Here is a 17,292-nt window from a genome sequence, read left to right as displayed (position 1 = left end):
CTCCTGCCTGATCAGGTGATAATGAAGACAAACAAGACGGGAGGACAGGCTTTTGAGTGAAGATAAAATGGATCTCTATTTGCAGCAAGGAATGTATGGGCCTTTGGAGACAAAGCCTGACGAGCGCCATTTGTTTTTAGGCTCTTTAAGAGAAAGAGTCGTTTTGGCACTGACGAAAGGACAGGTGCTTAGAAGCAAACCGTATAAAGAGGCAGAGCACGAGCTGAAAAACAGCCATAACGTCACCCTTTTGATTAATGGAGAGCTTCAGTATCAGTCTTACTCTTCTTATATCCAAATGGCGAGCCGGTACGGAGTGCCTTTCAAGATTGTATCTGATCTCCAGTTTCATACGCCCTTAGGCATCGTCATTGCGGCTGATATCGCTGTGAATCGTGAATTGATATATATTCAGGACGACATTTATAATCGGTCAGTACTGAAATCGTAAGAGACAAACGGACCGTTTGTCTTTTTGTTCATGGCAATTCACTTACAACTGGAGATAAGATATAATGTTCTCATACTGATGGCGGGGAGGCCGGCTATGAAAAAAGCACTTATTTGTATTGATTATACGAATGATTTTGTGGCGAGTGACGGAAAATTGACCTGCGGGGAGCCCGGCAGAATGATTGAAGAGGCGATCGTCAATTTAACTAAAGAATTCATCACAAACGGTGATTACGTCGTATTAGCAGTAGATTCTCATGATGAAGGGGATCAATATCACCCTGAAACCCGTCTTTTTCCTCCGCATAATATAAAAGGCACGGAAGGAAAAGATCTGTACGGAAAGCTTTTGCCTCTATATCAGAAACATGAACATGAACCTAATGTTTACTACATGGAAAAAACGAGATATTCTGCTTTTGCGGGAACTGATTTAGAGCTCAAACTCAGAGAGCGGCAGATTGGCGAACTGCATCTTGCCGGTGTCTGCACAGATATTTGTGTGTTGCATACAGCTGTTGACGCATACAACAAAGGTTTTCGGATTGTTGTGCATAAACAAGCTGTTGCCAGCTTTAATCAGGAGGGGCACGCATGGGCTCTTTCCCATTTTGCAAACAGCATCGGAGCGCAAGTGGCAGAGTAAGGAAGGGGAAAAACAGTGTTAGAGTACGGATTTAAAGATGACAGCCTGTCATTACATACAGACCTTTATCAGATCAATATGGCGGAAACGTACTGGAGAGACGGCATTCATGAAAAGAAAGCGATTTTTGAGCTGTTTTTCAGAAGGCTTCCGTTTGAAAATGGCTATGCCGTATTTGCGGGCTTGGAAAAAGCCATTGAATACTTGGAAAATTTCAAGTTTACGGATAGCGATTTGAGTTATTTACAGGATGAACTCGGGTATCATGAAGATTTTATTGAATATTTGCGCGGCTTATCTTTTACAGGTTCACTTTACTCCATGAAAGAAGGAGAACTCGTTTTTAACAATGAGCCGATTATGAGGGTGGAGGCACCCCTGGTAGAAGCGCAGCTGATTGAAACAGCTTTGCTCAACATTGTGAACTATCAAACATTAATCGCAACAAAGGCTGCCCGGATTAAAGGCGTCATCGGTGATGAAGTTGCGCTTGAATTCGGAACAAGACGGGCGCACGAAATGGATGCGGCCATGTGGGGAGCGAGAGCAGCCTTAATCGGCGGCTTTAGCGCGACAAGCAATGTAAGAGCCGGAAAGCGCTTTAATATCCCGGTTTCCGGCACACATGCGCATGCGCTTGTGCAGGCTTACCGCGATGAATATACAGCTTTCAAAAAATACGCGGAAACACATAAGGATTGCGTCTTCTTAGTTGACACGTATGACACGCTTCGTTCAGGCATGCCGAACGCGATTAGGGTTGCCAAGGAATTCGGCGACCGCATTAATTTCATTGGCATCCGTCTGGACAGCGGCGATTTGGCGTACCTGTCAAAAAAAGCCCGGAAAATGCTTGATGAAGCAGGATTTACAGATGCGAAGGTGATTGCTTCAAGCGATTTGGATGAGCACACCATTATGAATTTAAAGGCTCAGGGAGCGCGCATTGATGTCTGGGGTGTCGGTACGAAGCTGATCACTGCCTATGACCAGCCGGCTCTCGGCGCAGTTTATAAACTCGTTGCCATTGAAGAAGACGGGAAAATGGTCGACACGATCAAAATTTCGTCCAATCCTGAAAAAGTGACGACACCGGGCAGAAAGAAAGTCTACCGCATTATTAATCAGTCCAACCATCATTCTGAAGGCGACTATATTGCGCTTTATGATGAGCAGGTGAATGATCAGAAGCGGCTCAGAATGTTCCACCCGGTTCATACATTCATCAGCAAATTTGTCACGAATTTTTATGCGAAGGATCTTCATGAACTGATTTTTGAGAAGGGTATTCTTTGCTACCAAAACCCTGAGATTTCAGACATACAGCAGTATGTGCAGGATAACCTCAGCCTGCTTTGGGAGGAATATAAGAGAATCAGCAAGCCGGAGGAATACCCGGTTGATTTAAGCGAGGACTGCTGGAGCAATAAAATGCAGCGGATCCACGAAGTGAAAAGCAGAATTGAAGAAGAGCTTGAGGAAGAATAAAGAAAAACTGGCCTTTCATTCGCGAAGGGCCAGTTTTCTTTATGTATATATTATTTTTCATGTTTAGACAATTTTCGTCAAATTATTTGATATACTTAGGGGTGAAAGCCGCGCGTATTGTAAGGGGGATAAATCAATGAGGGTGTTTGTTGCAAGACAGCCTATTTTTAATAGAAAAGAACAGGTTGTTGCTTATGAACTGCTGTATAGAGAAAGCGAAGAGAACGTGTATAGCGCTAAAGACGGCGATCAGGCAACAACAGATTTGGTGATCAACAGCTTTTTAAACATCGGAATTGAGAAGCTGACGGAAGGGAAACGCTGTTTTGTTAATTTTACGGAAAGCCTGATGTTTTCGAATCTTCCCACCTCCTTCAATCCGAAACAGCTTGTCATTGAAATCCTTGAAGATATACCGATCACGCCGGCCCTCATTTCTAGATGCAAAGAATTGAAAAAAATGGGGTATATGCTGGCGCTTGATGATTTTTATGCAATAAATCCGCAAGATGAGGACTTACTGGAAAAACTCATGAGCTATATTGATATATTGAAAATTGATTTTCTCAAAACAACACGAATGGAACGCAGAACAATTTTGCAAACCTACGGCTGCCGCGGCCTGATTTTTTTAGCGGAAAAAGTAGAGACCCGAAAAGAATATAAACAGGCGGTCCAAGACGGCTTTCAATTATTCCAAGGCTACTTTTTCAGCGAGCCGCGCATCATCAGCGGGCATGACCTATCGACTCATTTCTATTCTTACTATGAACTGCTTAACGAACTGAGTAAAGAGCAGCCTAACATAAAGCGTGTGACAGAGTACATAGAGCGGGATTTATCACTGTCCTATCAAATTTTAAAATTTTTAAACTCATCCCACAGCCGTTTGAGCCAGAAAATTGAAAGCATTCAACAGGCCATTATGCTGCTGGGATTTAATGAAATCAAACGGTGGATATATATTCTTTCCTTTAAGGATTTAAGCAGGAAAGGGCATTCCAGCAAGCACGAAATCATTAAGATTTCTCTGATAAGAGCAAAGCTTTGCGAACTGCTGGCGAGAAAGACATCCCGGCCGCAGCCTGCTTCTTATATGCTGATCGGAATGTTTTCTCTCATAGACACCCTCCTGCATAGAGAAATAGAGGAAATTGTTCAAGAATTGCCTTTAAAAGATGAAGTCGGGCAAGCATTATTAGGCCATCAAAACGACTACTACCAAATGCTTGAGCTTGTGAAATTAATTGAAAGCAACAACTGGGACACTTGCTCAGAATTAGGCAATCAACTGGACAAAGAAGAAGCGTATGAATGTTATTTAGAGGCTCTGGAATGGTGTCATAATCTTATGGACGCAAAATGATTGCGGTCCTCTGACCACCGCAAAGCAAGAATCATTCGGCTTTGCGTTCCGATAAGGCTGATATAGATGCCGTCGGGATTAAAGACCGTATCCACTTCATGCCGGACGCCCATTTGTTTGATCAGGCGCCTTATAGTTTGTTTATCAGACTGTTCGGCTGCGGTCAGAATGCGGCGCGAAAGCTCCCGCGAGCCCGCAATGCGGCTGAGAACGAGCTGGGCATCCGCAAATATCCCTGCGGCCTGCTTCGCTGAACGGATAAAGGTATCAATATTGTTGGCAGGAGCGGGCGGACGGCGTACCTCATACGGATACACGTAAAACCAGGGATAACGATATCTCATGGGAGCACCTCGCAAAAAAGGATGTTTCTATATGTATAGATCCCTAATTGCCGAATATGACAAAGCGAAAAGGCCACAACTTTAGCGTTGCGGTCTTTTTCGGTGTTTGTCGGTCAGGAAACGCCAAGAATCGCATATTCAATTTTGAAAATACGGTATGAAGGACTATAGTCTTGCTTAGTGAAAATGCGAAACCCGTTAAAATCAAGGAGATTAAGAATCTTTCTCAATTTCAGCACATATAAACGCTCTTTCGCATAGAAAGATAGTCCCGTTCTTGTTGTGATTCCTTTGAGTATAAGGACCTATTGAGATTTGCGGTGTCACGCAGGACTTTTTTGCATACTTTTCGGTGAAAAATGAGCCGAAAGCAGATACACTATTAGTAACAGATCAAATACCTAGGACTCGTTCACCATACACAATTCATTGATCTTTCAAAAAAAGGAGTGTGGAAACGATGGAAAAGAAACTTGAAGAAGTAAAACAATTGTTATTCCGACTCGAACTTGATATTAAAGAAACGACAGATTCATTACGAAACATTAACAAAAGCATTGATCAACTCGATAAATACAATTATGCAATGAAAATTTCGTGAAAAAGACTTGGAAACAAGTCTTTTTTTTCGTTCTACCGATACAATAAATGGATAAAGTATTATATGATTGTTAAAAAACGAAAAACCTGCTGTCCTTTAAATGTCCCATTTAGTAAAATGGAATGGGAGGGGGGAAGTCGTTATTGAGCAGATATGTTTAGATTCTGTCCGGATCAAGGAGAAAATGAAGGAGATTGTGGAGCAAAACATATTTAACGAGGATTTGTCACAACTTCTTTACTCATTTATTGATTCTAAAGAAACATTCTCCTTTGCTGAATCCACAATCTTACATTATGTTGTTTTTGGAGGGGAGAATTTAGATGTTGCAACAAGGCTTGGCGCGGGAATAGAAATTCTTATTCTTTCATCAGATATTATGGATGATCTTGAAGATGAAGATAATCACCATGCATTATGGATGAAAATTAATCGCTCGGAGTCGTTAAATGCAGCACTTTCCTTGTATACAGTAGGATTAACGAGTATTTATTCATTAAATAACAATCCTCTAATTTTTAAATATGTTTTAAAATACGTAAACGAGGCCATGCAAGGTCAACATGACGATATCACTAATAAATCTAAAACAGAAGATGAAAGTTTAGAAGTAATTAGATTAAAATGTGGAAGTCTGATTGCACTAGCAAATGTAGCAGGTGTTTTATTGGCTACAGGAGAATATAATGAAACAGTTGAAAGATATTCCTACTATAAAGGGATTATAGCTCAAATTTCTGGAGATTATTATGTTCTTTTATCCGGAAATCGCAGTGATATTGAAAAAAACAAACATACACTGATTTACTTATATCTTAAGCGCCTTTTTAATGATGCTTCGGAAGATTTATTATACTTAATTTCACATAAAGACTTATATTATAAATCGTTACTTGATAAAGAGAAATTCCAAGAAAAATTAATTAAAGCGGGAGTTACTCAATACATTTCGGTATTATTGGAAATATATAAACAGAAATGTATTTCTGCTATAGAACAATTAAATTTAGATAAAGAAAAAAAAGAGCTAATAAAGGAATGCTTATTAAGTTATACAAAGGGGGATACAAGATGCAAGACCTAATTAACTACTTTTTAAATTATCCTGAGGCTTTAAAAAAATTGAAAAATAAAGAAGCCTGCCTTATAGGTTTTGATGTGCAAGAAACTGAAACAATAATTAAAGCTTATAATGATTATTATCTGGCTGATCCAATAACCCGTCAATGGGGTGATTAATAGGTGGATTAATATTGAAGAACTTAATAAAAAAATTCACAATAGCTGTAATTGTTTTGAGTATCCTTTATATAAGCTATACAACTTATATCAGTATGAATGGAATTATTATTGGGACTAAGATTCATAAAAATGATAAAAGTCAATTTATGATAGAAGAAATATCGGAATCTTCATATGGACAATTTGTTGGTCTGAGACAGGGAGACATCATATTAAAAATTAATAAAGAAAAACCTTCAGACAAACATTTGAAATGGGGATATTTGAGTCATATTAACAGTCTGGATATTTTGAGAAGTGGAAAAAAGATTCATCTCAAAGATTTTGATTTAGTTACTCTAAATAGACCTTATAGTTTTTTTCTGTTCGTACTTCCTTTGGTTTTTTATTTTTTAAGCATAATATGTATTTTTTATATACTTAAAGTAAATAAAAAAAGGAGATCATTTGCTGCCTATATTCTTATTCTATTGTTATTAGACATTTCGATAGCATATATAAGTGCAGGCGGACCATTTAGAGGACATATAATCAATCGGTATATTAACTTGTTTACTTTTATATCTTCTCCTATTCTTTATCTTCAATTTATACAAAGATACCTTGGAGAAATAGGTAAAACTTTTTTGAATAGAATTTCTTTTCTTTATATCATACCAATATTTAATCTTGGTATTGAGTTTTTTCAAGACTATTTACAAGTAGATATTGATTTTTTAGCAACTCTTAATTTGGTTTCTTTTGCAACTTTGACTCTATTTTCTTTTTCAGCGATATACTTACATCTTAATAAATATAAATATGCTGAGCATTCGTTTATTCTTAAATTACTAATTTTAACAAACACTCTTTCATTTGCGCCTTTTTTGATATTTTTTGTTCTTCCAATAATATTTACAGGTAATTATATTTTCCCGGCATTAGCTTCGGCGTCATTACTAGTACTAATTCCGTTCGGGTTAGTATACCAATTTGTAGCCAATAAGATGTTTGATATAGAGTTTATCTTAGGAAGAATGAGATACTATGCTCTACTTGCCATGATACCAACTCTTCTAATAGTTGGTGCATTAGTTCTGTTTGATGTAATGGACATCCAGATGAACCCTGTGCGTCAAACTGTATTTTTTTTCGTTGTCATGTTCGCTGTCTTTTATTTTAAAGAGGTCATGGATTTTAAATTTCGGTTAAAACGTTTCTCCGAAAAATTCAACTATCAGGACAGTATTTTTAAATATACTCAGCTAATGAGGGGTGTAACTTCTCTTCAACAAGTTTTTAAAGAACTGAAAAATACTATACTGGATGTTTTGCTTGTAAGCAAAGCTTATACCTTTGAGGTTACTCCTGATCACAAAGTGATATTTTTAGATAAGCATGAAGTTGGACCGGACTGGAATTTTTATCAAGAGGAATTTGAAAACGTAACTTCAGAAATTGGGAAAATTATAGAAGTCAATCAAGGCTTTCTTATGAAAGTTGGTGAACGAGGCGGTAGTTCTTATGTTCTGCTTTGTTTATCTAATATTAACACTCCCCGGCTAACACGTGATGAAATATCGTGGCTGAAAACACTGTCTTTTTATACAAGTGTGTCCATGGAAAATGTCCTGCATATTGAGGAGCTCATGGAACATTTGAAGGACTTAAAACAAGAGGGAACCAACCCCATCTGGCTGAAAAAGCTAATGTTTGCAATCGAAGAAAAACAGCGTTCAGGACTCGCCCGCGATCTCCACGATTCGGTTCTTCAGGATTTGATTTCCTTAAAACGCCAGTGTGAGCTGTTTTTGGGTGATTTCAAGAAGGATGATAATCCGTGCCGTGAAGAGGTGCAGGACAAGCTTGTACAGATGAATGAGCAGATGTCTGATGTGATTTCGATGACGAGGGAGACGTGTCATGAGCTGCGGCCGCAGCTTCTGTATGATCTTGGATTGGTGAAGGCGCTGTCGAAGCTGGTGGCGCAGCAGCAGGAGCGGGTTCCGTTTCATATCCGTTTAAATACCGGGAGATTTACGGCTTCCCTTGATCTGGATTCGCAGCTGAATTTGTACCGGATCATTCAAGAGTTTCTGTCTAATGCGGTCAAGCACTCTCAGGCGACGGATGTGCTGATTATGCTCATCAGTATTCAAAACAAAATCGTTCTTCATTATGAGGACGATGGCGTTGGGTTTGATCAAGAAAAAAATACTGAGCATTCCATGAGCATGGGGCTTTCTGGCATTAAGGAGAGAGTCAGGGCTTTAGATGGGCGCCTTCGGATTGAAACAAGTGAAGGAAAGGGCTTTAAGGCTGATATTGAAATCGAATTGTAATGGATTTATAACGGAAACGACTTGGCACAGGCCAAGTCTTTTTTATAAAATGGAAAAGAGTGAGTAAAAGGGAGGAAAACATGAAAAAGATACTAGTGATTGATGACCATCCGGCTGTCATGGAAGGCACCAAGACAATTTTGGAAACGGATTCGAATTTGTCTGTTGATTGTCTCAGTCCTGAACCGAGCGAACAGTTTATCAAGCAGCATGATTTCTCGTCATATGATCTCATTTTAATGGATCTGAATCTAGGCGGCGAGGTCAATGGGATGGAGCTTTCTAAACAGATTTTACAAGAGAATCCTCATTGTAAAATTATCGTGTATACCGGTTATGAGGTCGAGGATTATTTCGAGGAAGCGATTCGTGCGGGTCTGCACGGTGCCATCAGCAAAACGGAATCTAAAGAAAAGATCACCCAATACATATACCACGTACTCAACGGAGAAATTTTAGTCGATTTTGCTTACTTTAAACAGCTGATGACTCAGCAAAAAACAAAGCCGGCTCCTTCCTCTCAAAAAGAACAAGATGTGCTCACACCTAGAGAATGCCTGATTCTTCAAGAAGTTGAAAAGGGATTTACAAACCAAGAAATCGCAGATGCCCTTCATTTAAGCAAGCGGTCCATTGAATACAGCTTGACATCGATTTTCAATAAGCTGAATGTCGGTTCACGGACGGAAGCGGTTTTGATTGCGAAATCAGACGGTGTACTTTAAATGTTGGGGGGTGTAGAGATGGATATGAAGCACACATTGCTTGAAGCGCTTGGTATTGAGATTGTTGAAAACACAGCGGAACGATGCGTTGCGGTCATGCCGGTGGATCATCGGACGGTACAGCCGTTCGGATATTTGCATGGAGGCGCTTCAGTGGCCCTGGCGGAAACCGCGGCGAGCGCAGGTGCACAGAACCTGATTGATCATACAACGCAAGCTTGTGTTGGTTTGGAGATTAACGCCAACCATTTAAAATCTGTAAAGGAAGGAACGGTAAAGGCGATAGCCGAGCCCGTTCATATAGGCAGAACGACGATTGTCTATCATATTCACATATATGACGAGCAAGAGAGGCTGATCTGTATATCCAGATGCACGCTGGCTGTCATCAAGAAATAAAAAAACAGCCGGAACTCTGCCTGTCCGGCTGCTTATTTTTATAAATAAGAATCCTCTTTTCGTTTAATCACAAAGTTTCTGATTCCGTTATAGTCATCTTGCACACTTCTCTCATCAAGCTTGACGCCGGAGTTATACGCAGCACGGCAGATCAAGTGCCCGCCGATAGGCGACGTAATAAAGATAAAGAGAATCCCAAGCAGGATTTTAGCGGAGAGCTCCCCCGTCACAAACCACAAATAGAAGAAGACACCGAGCAGAATCATATTGACACCTAATGTTGAGCCTTTAGAAGCAGCATGAGCGCGTGTAAACACATCGGGAAGGCGAAGTACGCCAAATGAAGCAATGAGGCATATAAGAGCACCCAGCAAAATGAATACAGCCACAACGACCTTAGCGGTTTCGATCATTTTCGATAATCTCTCCTTTCTCCAGGAACTTGGAAAATGCGATCGTTCCGATAAACGATAAAATCCCCAGCAACAAAATAATATCCAAAAACGCACTTGTTTTCAGCAAAATGGAGACAAGCGCCGTGATTGCGATCAGATTGATGCCGATTGCATCCAGAGCCACGACCCGGTCAGGCACAGTCGGACCTTTAATGACACGAATGACATACAAAAAGGTAGACACTGCCATAATGCCGAGCGCGATTTGCAGGATCAGCGTAAACATCACCGGCTCACCTCCTGTATGGCTTTTTCAAATGACTCCCGAATGTCAAAAATCGCTTTTTCCGCATCCTCGATATCCATTGCATGAATATAAAGTATTGTTCTGTCATCTGAAATATCCATCACCAAGGTTCCCGGCGTTAATGTAATGAGCAGAGAAAGCATGGTGATTTCCCAGTCCTTCGTCAGTTCAGTTTTAAAAGCAAAAATACCCGGTCTGATATTCAGTTTTGGAGATAAGACTGATTTCATCACACTGACATTGGCAAGGTACAGTTCCTTTATAAAAATGAAACAGAGCTTGATAATAGAAATCAATTTCCATAGATAAAACTGGCGAGTGAAAAAGCGCCGGAAGAAAAAGAGAGAGAGCATTCCCAGAATATAGCCTGTAATGAATCCTGCGGCGCTTGGACTGTTGCTTAAGAACATCCAGCAAAAAGCGAGAAACACATTTAATAAAATTTGAAATGCCATGCGATCTACTCCTTCAGAACAGCTTCGATATATTTTTCCGGATTCAGCAGCGTCTCGGCCGCTTGATCAACGTAAGGCGACACCCATTCTGTACCCAATCCGAAGAGAAGGGACAGCAAGAGAAAAATAGCTGCCGGATAAAGAAGTCCTTTAGCTGTTCGATGATTTGGTTTTGGCGTTTCTTTTTCTTCGCCCCAAAACGCATGTATAAAGATCCTCAGCACAGAGTACAGTACAAGCAGACTCGAAAGCAGAATCAGCATGGATATCGTAAATTCACCTTCTGCGAAGCCGCCCTCTGCAATTTTAAATTTGCCGACAAATCCGCTCAGTGGCGGAATGCCTGCAAGAGAAATAGCGGAAATGAAAAACATCCATCCAAGAACAGGATAGCGTTTGATCAGCCCGCCCATTTTATGCAGGCTCGCGGTTCCAGTCAATGCGATCAGCGTACCTGCCAGCATGAACAAAGCGCCCTTAATCAGCATATCGTGAATCAGATAGTAGATCGCGCCCTGAATGGATGCGGGGGTGTGTACTGCCACACCGAACAAAATCACGCCGACAGCGGTAATAATGTTATAGATCACAATTTTCATGACATTCGAATAAGCGAGTGAACCGATCACACCAAAAATCACAGTCAGCGCCGCCAGCCAAATCATCAACTGATGGGTAAAGGCTGTATCGTGAATAAAAATCAATGTGAAAACCCTCGTAATCGCATATAACCCGACTTTTGTCAGCAAAGCGCCGAACAACGCGGAGATTGCCGCCGGTGGCGCGTAATAAGAGCCTGGAAGCCAAAAGTAGAGGGGGAAGATTCCGCCCTTCATGCCAAATACCAAAAGCAGCAGGACACCAATCACAGTGATCAGCCCGGTTTGTCCTGATTCGCTGATTTTCACGCTAAGATCCGCCATGTTTAACGTACCGGTTACAGCGTATAAAAAGCCGACCCCTATGACAAACAGGGCAGACGATACAATATTAAACACAATATATTTAAGGGATTCCCGCAGCTGAATTTTTGTGCCGCCTAATACAATCAGCATATAGGAAGCAATAAGCAGAAGCTCAAAAAATACGTACATATTAAATAAATCGCCTGTTAAAAACGCTCCGCTGACGCCGGCAAGCAAGAACTGAACGCCGGAGTAGTAAAAGGAGCGCTCCCGTTTTTCACCGACAGAACGGAAGGAATAAAGCCCAACCAATAAACCGATGATCGCTGTTGTGAGAACGAGAAGGCTGGCGAATTGGTCTGCGGCAAGCACAATGCCGTACGGCGCTTTCCATCCGCCTAGGCTGAGTGTCTGGATGCCTTTTGTGAAGACAGTCTGTACAAGTATGCCGCTAATCACAATCCCGATGGCCGATGCCGCCGTGCTGAAGATTCTCATGAGCATAAGATTCTTCGTCATGAAAATCAGAAGAATAGCCGACAAAAGCGGGATCAGGATTGGCAAAATAACAAAATTATTCATGTTGATCATTTCCCCTCATTTGATCCATATCGTCCGATTTCAATTCCTGATAAGCGCGAAAGGCCATGACGAGGATGAATGACGTAACGCCAAAAGAAATGACAATTGCGGTCAAAATCAGGGCTTGCGGAAGCGGATCGACAAATGATTTGGCATGCTCGCTCAAAATCGGAGCGGCGCCTTTCTTTAATCCTCCCATAGTCAAAAGCATTAAATGAACGCCATGGCTTAACAGTGCTGTTCCGATAATGACGCGAAGCAGGCTTTTAGACAGCAGCAAATACGTAGCAGCCATAAAAATAATACCGGCTAATACAGCCATTAAGATTTCCATTATTCTTCCTCTCCAATCGTTTGAATAATGGTCATCGTTATGCCTACGACAACAAGATAAACGCCTAAATCAAATATCGTCGCTGTGGCGAGCTCCGTTTTCCCAAGGATCGGCAGCTGAAAGTATCCGAATGTGTGGGTTAAAAAAGGAGCCCCGAAGACAAAGGAGCCAACGCCTGTTAATACAGCGAGCAGAAGGCCGGCTCCCGCGACATAAATGAAATTGACAGGCAAAAGGGAACGCACGGTTTTTAAATCATATGCCAAGAGCAAGAGAACGATGGAAGAGGACGTGATCAGTCCGCCGACAAAGCCTCCTCCGGGCGCGTTATGCCCTGATAAAAATAAATAGAAAGAGAAAAGCAAAATGATAAAGGATACAAGCTTTGTCGCGGTTTGAAGAATCAAGTCATTTGTTTTTTGTTCATTCACCGCTTTTCCCCTCCTCTTTTACTTTTGTTTTAATCATGCTGTAAATGCCGAGAGCGGCTATCGTTAATACCGTAATTTCAAACATTGTATCAAATCCCCTGAAATCAACGAGAATGACATTGACGACATTATCCCCTCCGCCGAGATCGTGGCTGTGTTTGACAAAGAAGGACGCAATGCTGTCTTTTGTCCGCTGGCTTGAGGATGCGATGCCGAGCAGTGTAACGATAACACCGACGCCTAAAGAAATGATAAAATTCGTCATCCGGAACGTTCTCGTTTTTGTTTTCAGCCTCAGTTTCGGCAAATGGTAGAAGCAAAGCAGAAACAGTGCCACAGAAATCGTTTCAATGACGAGCTGAGTCAATGCCAAGTCCGGCGCTCTGAAAATGACAAAAAACAATGCAAGCGTATAACCGACAACACCGAGTGCAATGATCGCCGTCAGTCTTGACCTAGCAAAAACAGTCGCCACTGTGGCGCTGATCATGACAAGCGTCAAAATGATTTCGTATACACCGATTTTAGCCATGCCTTCCGTTTTAAATGAAAATCCGCCTTTAATGGCAAAAGCTCCGCCTATCAGAATGATGAAACCAGCGAAGATATACAGCAAATAATCTCTTAAAAACCCGGTCATATATTGTTTTGTGACCCGGTAAGAGCCTTTCTCCATCATAGTCAAAAGCTTATCGTATAACCGGTTGAGTGTGAGTTTCGAAGGAAACAGTTTATAGATTCCTTTCCACTTATTCAGCGACAAATAACCAATTGTTCCGATCACAACAATACCCGCAGTCATGAGCAATTCCGTTGTAACCCCATGCCACTGTGAAATGTGAACGTGGAATTTCTCATGGCCGTCAAGCAGTGTCGGATAGATTGAGTTCATCGCAGGCTCTATCAGGCTGTACGACAATATATTCGGGAAAAAGAAGAGACTGACAGCCAAAGCGACAAGAATGACCGGTGGAACGAGCATACCGACAGGCGCTTCGTGAGCCTGTTTTTCAAGCTGTTCAGGCTGGTAATTTCCTCTGAATGTTTTAAACAGCAATTTCATGCTGTAGATAAACGTAAATACACTTCCGATCCAGGCGAAAAGAGGGAACAGAACGCCCCATGTCTGCACGTTGAACAGGTCAAAATGTGTCACGCGAAGCATGCTTGTGAAAAACATTTCTTTACTCAAAAATCCGTTAAACGGCGGTAGGCCGGCCATTGAAAATGTCCCGATTAAGGAAATGGTAAAAGTAATCGGCATAATCGCCATCAGGCCGCCTAGCTTCCGGATATCCCGTGTGCCTGTTTCGTGATCGATAATCCCGACTGCCATAAACAAGCTTCCTTTAAAGGTTGCGTGGTTGATCAAATGGAAAATGGCAGCCATAGCGGCAACTGTATAATATTCTGTATGTCCGTAATGAAGGGCCGCAGCACTGACTCCGAGCATGGAGATGATCATGCCGAGCTGGCTGACGGTTGAAAACGCCAAAATCGATTTTAAATCAGTTTGTTTCACGGCATGGAATGAACCCCAAACCATCGTAAAGAGGCCGACGAGGGACACGATCCAAAACCACTGAGCTGAAAAGGCGAAAATAGGACTGAATCTCGCAATCACATAAATGCCGGCTTTTACCATAGTAGCTGAATGGAGATAAGCGCTGACAGGCGTCGGAGCTTCCATCGCGTCAGGGAGCCAGATGTAAAAAGGAAATTGCGCCGATTTCGTAAAAGCCCCTAATAAAATGAGAATCATAGCCGGGATAAACAATTCGTGGCCGGCAATTAATTGAACCTGGTGAACCATCTCTCGAATACTGAAGGAATCCGTTATCAAATAAAGGAGAATAAATCCGCCGAGCATGCACAGCCCGCCGCTGACCGTAATCAAAAGTGATTTGGCTGCGCCATAGCGCGACTTTTCCCGCTTATACCAATAGCCGATCAGCAAAAAGGATGAAAGGCTTGTAAGCTCCCAGAACATGTAGAGAACCATGACATTGTCTACTAGAACGACGCCGAGCATGGCGCCCATGAACATCAATAAGTAGACATAAAAGGGCCCAAGCTGTTCTTTTTCTTTCGATAAATAAAAAATGCTGTAAAGAGTGACCAAAGAGCCAATGCCTGTGATCAGTAAAGCGAATAATAACCCGAGGCCGTCTATATAAACGGTAAAGTTAATGCCGAGTGACGGAATCCACTCTAATACCGATCGAAGTGTTTCTCCAGATTGCGTCATCCTGATCATTGGGAGAAAGTATATAAACAGCAAGACGGGCAGGATCAACACAAACCAGCCCGTATGCACTCTTTTTGCGTATTTTGCCAAGAAGGGAATGATAAAAGCAAATAAAAAAGGCGATAAAATAGCAAGATGTAAGAGCTGCAAAGATAAGACCTCCTTTTCTCGTTCTCAATTGAAAAATGCGCTATGTATAAAATATACGGTCAAACGACCTAGTCCAAATTATATCGCACTTTTCTGCAAGCTGCCACGCTTCGAACTGCTGTAATGGATTTTTATGAGTTCTTTTGACCTCAAAATAAGTCTAACAAAAAAGAGGTTATTTGTATATTTAAAATCAATCCTGATCAAGCTGAAGGAAAGGAGCTGGTCATGTGAAAACAAAAGTCGTGATGTGCTCAGGTTTATTCTGCTCAGTATTTGCAGGGGCATTCATGTTGAATCAATATGACGGGCGCAGCGGTGTGGCGGCTTGTGATGAGTGGGAGCTGTATTTACTGGAGCACCACCTGTCAGCCAGAATGAGTGAGACGGAATCAAAGGATCTGCCGTTTGGTCCCCGAGAGTATATTCGGATTGTGAATAAATAAAAAAAGAGTTCCGCATAAAACGGAACTCTTTCTGTTTATGAAGTGAAAAAACGAAGCAGCACTGTCGCGCAAATAACTGTGCCTGCACCGCCGAGACGGGTTGAAATTTGGGCAAACGGCATAAGGCCCATTCTTCCTGATGCCGATAAAATGGCAACATCACCCGTTCCGCCGAGACCGCTGTGGCAGCAGGTAACGATTGCGGATTCAACCGGATACATGTTCATCAGCTTGCCTACGAAATATCCAGAACCAATCATCGCGATAACAACTGAAATACAGATGATGACAAACGGTATAGAAATCACAGACGCTACGTCATCCAACGGAATAAAGAGGATGCCGAGACCGACCATCAGCGGCCATGTAAAGCTTGAAGAAATAAACTTATAAAGCTGGTAAGCGCCTTCTTCCATTTTTTTCGGAAGAATATTTGCATACTTGACAGCCGCAGCTGAAATAATCATTAAGATCGCGCCCGGGATGAAGATGAATTTCTCCAATAACCCGCCAAAAATAAAGAATGTACACGCGAGCAGAACTCCTGCTCCCATTAGTTTAAAATCAATTTTTGCTTCGGCTTCTTTTTGATTGAAAATCTCATTTGCTTTTTTAGATTTTACGAGACGTCCGTTCCCATTTAGATCTGGACGCTTGTCGCCAAGCTTTTTCATTAAGGCTGCACATATGATAGCAAAAACGTTTCCTATAATTGCGGCTGGCACCAGCTGAGACACAAATACATCGGCGGATGAGCCCAGTATTTGTGAATAGGCGATTGAAAGCGGCAAAATCCCTTCACCTATTCCCCCGGCAATAATCGGGACAACAACAAAGAAAAAGGAATCATAGGCACTATAGCCAAAAATAAATCCGACAAGGATGCCGGCTGCAACGGCCGCGATCGTTCCTGCAACCAGTGGAACGAACATTCTGATAAACCCCTGTATTAAAACAATTCTGTTCATACCGAGGATACTTCCCACAACAAGGCAAGCGATATAGAAATAAAGGAAGTTAGACGTTTTCATCAAGTTGGTTACAGCGTCTAAAGATGTTGAATTCAGTACATTGTAAAAGACTAAAAATGAAGGAACAAACAAAGATAAAATAGCAGGGCCGCCAATATCCTTCAATATCGGTATGCGTTGGCCTATGTCTCCGAGAAACACACCAAGAATCATAATGATGGCAAACCCGCCAAGCATATTTGCCGGCAGCTCATTGTAATATGCTGCAAGAATAATAATAACAGCTAATACTGTGTATAATGGCAAAGGAATCACACCGATTTCCCAAGACCAAATTTTTTGAAACAGGTTTTTCTCCTGTGAGTCTTTTTGCTCAGGTGAAATTGTCCCCGTTTTTGGAATTGCTCCCATGTCATACACCCCCATGTATTGTTTGTTACAGTCTACAAGAAAGCGTTAACACTTCATATTTTTTTAAGTTAA

21 protein-coding genes are annotated in these 17,292 nt (G+C 41.6%); 11 read left to right on the top strand and 10 right to left on the bottom strand.

What is annotated here, in order from left to right:
* Positions 1-52 precede the first annotated feature (52 nt).
* The 4 genes from NST22_RS16640 (at position 53) to pdeH (ending at position 3,953) form a co-directional block, all read left to right on the top strand.
* Positions 53-451, top strand: coding sequence for a YueI family protein (locus NST22_RS16640; RefSeq protein WP_003242987.1), 399 nt, complete (start codon positions 53-55; stop codon positions 449-451).
* 96 nt (positions 452-547) lie between these two features.
* Complete coding sequence (locus NST22_RS16635; RefSeq protein WP_003243099.1) at positions 548-1,099, top strand: isochorismatase family cysteine hydrolase; 552 nt, start codon at positions 548-550, stop codon at positions 1,097-1,099.
* 15 nt (positions 1,100-1,114) lie between these two features.
* Complete coding sequence (locus NST22_RS16630; protein WP_003228788.1) at positions 1,115-2,587, top strand: nicotinate phosphoribosyltransferase; 1,473 nt, start codon at positions 1,115-1,117, stop codon at positions 2,585-2,587.
* Positions 2,588-2,723: 136 nt separating this feature from the next.
* Positions 2,724-3,953, top strand: a complete 1,230-nt coding sequence (gene pdeH, locus NST22_RS16625; protein ID WP_003243525.1) for a cyclic di-GMP phosphodiesterase — start codon at positions 2,724-2,726, stop codon at positions 3,951-3,953.
* On the opposite strand, the gene NST22_RS16620 is transcribed toward pdeH, so the two are convergent.
* Positions 3,929-4,297, bottom strand: coding sequence for a hypothetical protein (locus NST22_RS16620; RefSeq protein ID WP_003243784.1), 369 nt, complete (start codon positions 4,295-4,297; stop codon positions 3,929-3,931). The two genes, pdeH and NST22_RS16620, sit on opposite strands and share 25 nt — an antisense overlap.
* Before the next feature lie 113 nt (positions 4,298-4,410).
* The gene (locus tag NST22_RS16615) at positions 4,411-4,536 is read right to left on the bottom strand and encodes a hypothetical protein (protein WP_003228793.1); all 126 of its coding nucleotides are present in this window, start codon (positions 4,534-4,536) and stop codon (positions 4,411-4,413) included.
* Positions 4,537-4,757: 221 nt separating this feature from the next.
* Between NST22_RS16615 and degQ the strand changes: the two genes are divergently transcribed.
* From degQ to NST22_RS16585, 6 genes are all read left to right on the top strand, one after another.
* On the top strand, positions 4,758-4,898 hold the full coding sequence (gene degQ / locus NST22_RS16610) for a degradation enzyme regulation protein DegQ (RefSeq protein ID WP_003220708.1): 141 nt from the start codon (positions 4,758-4,760) through the stop codon (positions 4,896-4,898).
* A gap of 184 nt (positions 4,899-5,082) precedes the next feature.
* On the top strand, positions 5,083-5,982 hold the full coding sequence (gene comQ / locus NST22_RS16605; protein WP_003243039.1) for a ComX modifying isoprenyl transferase ComQ: 900 nt from the start codon (positions 5,083-5,085) through the stop codon (positions 5,980-5,982).
* Positions 5,970-6,137, top strand: a complete 168-nt coding sequence (gene comX, locus NST22_RS16600; RefSeq protein WP_003242801.1) for a competence pheromone ComX — start codon at positions 5,970-5,972, stop codon at positions 6,135-6,137. Before comQ ends, comX begins: the two co-directional genes overlap by 13 nt.
* A 14-nt stretch (positions 6,138-6,151) precedes the next feature.
* Positions 6,152-8,461: a two-component system sensor histidine kinase ComP gene (comP, locus tag NST22_RS16595; protein ID WP_015251333.1), complete on the top strand. Its 2,310-nt coding sequence runs from the start codon at positions 6,152-6,154 to the stop codon at positions 8,459-8,461.
* Positions 8,462-8,541: 80 nt separating this feature from the next.
* Complete coding sequence (gene comA / locus NST22_RS16590) at positions 8,542-9,186, top strand: two-component system response regulator ComA (RefSeq protein ID WP_003220716.1); 645 nt, start codon at positions 8,542-8,544, stop codon at positions 9,184-9,186.
* Positions 9,187-9,204: 18 nt separating this feature from the next.
* Positions 9,205-9,585 (top strand): hotdog fold thioesterase, encoded by a 381-nt coding sequence (locus NST22_RS16585; RefSeq protein ID WP_003228810.1) that lies wholly within the window; start codon positions 9,205-9,207, stop codon positions 9,583-9,585.
* 38 nt (positions 9,586-9,623) lie between these two features.
* Here NST22_RS16585 and mnhG read toward each other — a convergent pair whose 3' ends face one another.
* From mnhG to NST22_RS16550, 7 genes are read right to left on the bottom strand one after another with little or no spacing between them, the layout of a single operon-like run.
* The gene (gene mnhG, locus NST22_RS16580; protein WP_003244302.1) at positions 9,624-9,998 is read right to left on the bottom strand and encodes a monovalent cation/H(+) antiporter subunit G; all 375 of its coding nucleotides are present in this window, start codon (positions 9,996-9,998) and stop codon (positions 9,624-9,626) included.
* Positions 9,982-10,266 carry a Na(+)/H(+) antiporter subunit F1 gene (locus tag NST22_RS16575; protein WP_003228814.1) on the bottom strand — a complete coding sequence of 95 codons (285 nt, stop codon included), beginning with the start codon at positions 10,264-10,266 and terminating at the stop codon, positions 9,982-9,984. The genes mnhG and NST22_RS16575 overlap by 17 nt, the downstream gene beginning before the upstream one ends.
* Positions 10,266-10,742, bottom strand: coding sequence for a Na+/H+ antiporter subunit E (locus NST22_RS16570; RefSeq protein WP_003244015.1), 477 nt, complete (start codon positions 10,740-10,742; stop codon positions 10,266-10,268). Before NST22_RS16570 ends, NST22_RS16575 begins: the two co-directional genes overlap by 1 nt.
* A 5-nt stretch (positions 10,743-10,747) precedes the next feature.
* A complete protein-coding gene (locus NST22_RS16565; RefSeq protein ID WP_003244432.1) occupies positions 10,748-12,229 on the bottom strand; it encodes a Na+/H+ antiporter subunit D in 1,482 nt (493 codons plus the stop codon).
* Complete coding sequence (locus NST22_RS16560; protein WP_003220730.1) at positions 12,222-12,563, bottom strand: Na(+)/H(+) antiporter subunit C; 342 nt, start codon at positions 12,561-12,563, stop codon at positions 12,222-12,224. The genes NST22_RS16565 and NST22_RS16560 overlap by 8 nt, the downstream gene beginning before the upstream one ends.
* Positions 12,563-12,994 carry a Na(+)/H(+) antiporter subunit B gene (locus NST22_RS16555; RefSeq protein ID WP_003228819.1) on the bottom strand — a complete coding sequence of 144 codons (432 nt, stop codon included), beginning with the start codon at positions 12,992-12,994 and terminating at the stop codon, positions 12,563-12,565. The genes NST22_RS16560 and NST22_RS16555 overlap by 1 nt, the downstream gene beginning before the upstream one ends.
* A complete protein-coding gene (locus NST22_RS16550) occupies positions 12,987-15,392 on the bottom strand; it encodes a Na+/H+ antiporter subunit A (protein ID WP_003228821.1) in 2,406 nt (801 codons plus the stop codon). Before NST22_RS16550 ends, NST22_RS16555 begins: the two co-directional genes overlap by 8 nt.
* A gap of 230 nt (positions 15,393-15,622) precedes the next feature.
* On the opposite strand from NST22_RS16550, the gene NST22_RS16545 reads away from it, so the two are divergent.
* Positions 15,623-15,838: a hypothetical protein gene (locus NST22_RS16545; RefSeq protein ID WP_003228823.1), complete on the top strand. Its 216-nt coding sequence runs from the start codon at positions 15,623-15,625 to the stop codon at positions 15,836-15,838.
* 35 nt (positions 15,839-15,873) lie between these two features.
* On the opposite strand, the gene maeN is transcribed toward NST22_RS16545, so the two are convergent.
* Entirely contained in the window at positions 15,874-17,220 is a 1,347-nt protein-coding gene (gene maeN / locus NST22_RS16540) for a sodium/malate symporter MaeN (RefSeq protein WP_003244241.1), read from the bottom strand.
* Between the last annotated feature and the right edge of the window lie 72 nt (positions 17,221-17,292).

The sequence above is a fragment of the Bacillus sp. PS237 genome (genome assembly GCF_037963345.1).
GTDB lineage: Bacteria > Bacillota > Bacilli > Bacillales > Bacillaceae > Bacillus > Bacillus subtilis.
The sequence above is the reverse complement of the archived record's forward strand: the minus strand, read 5'-3'. Positions and strand labels throughout refer to the sequence as shown.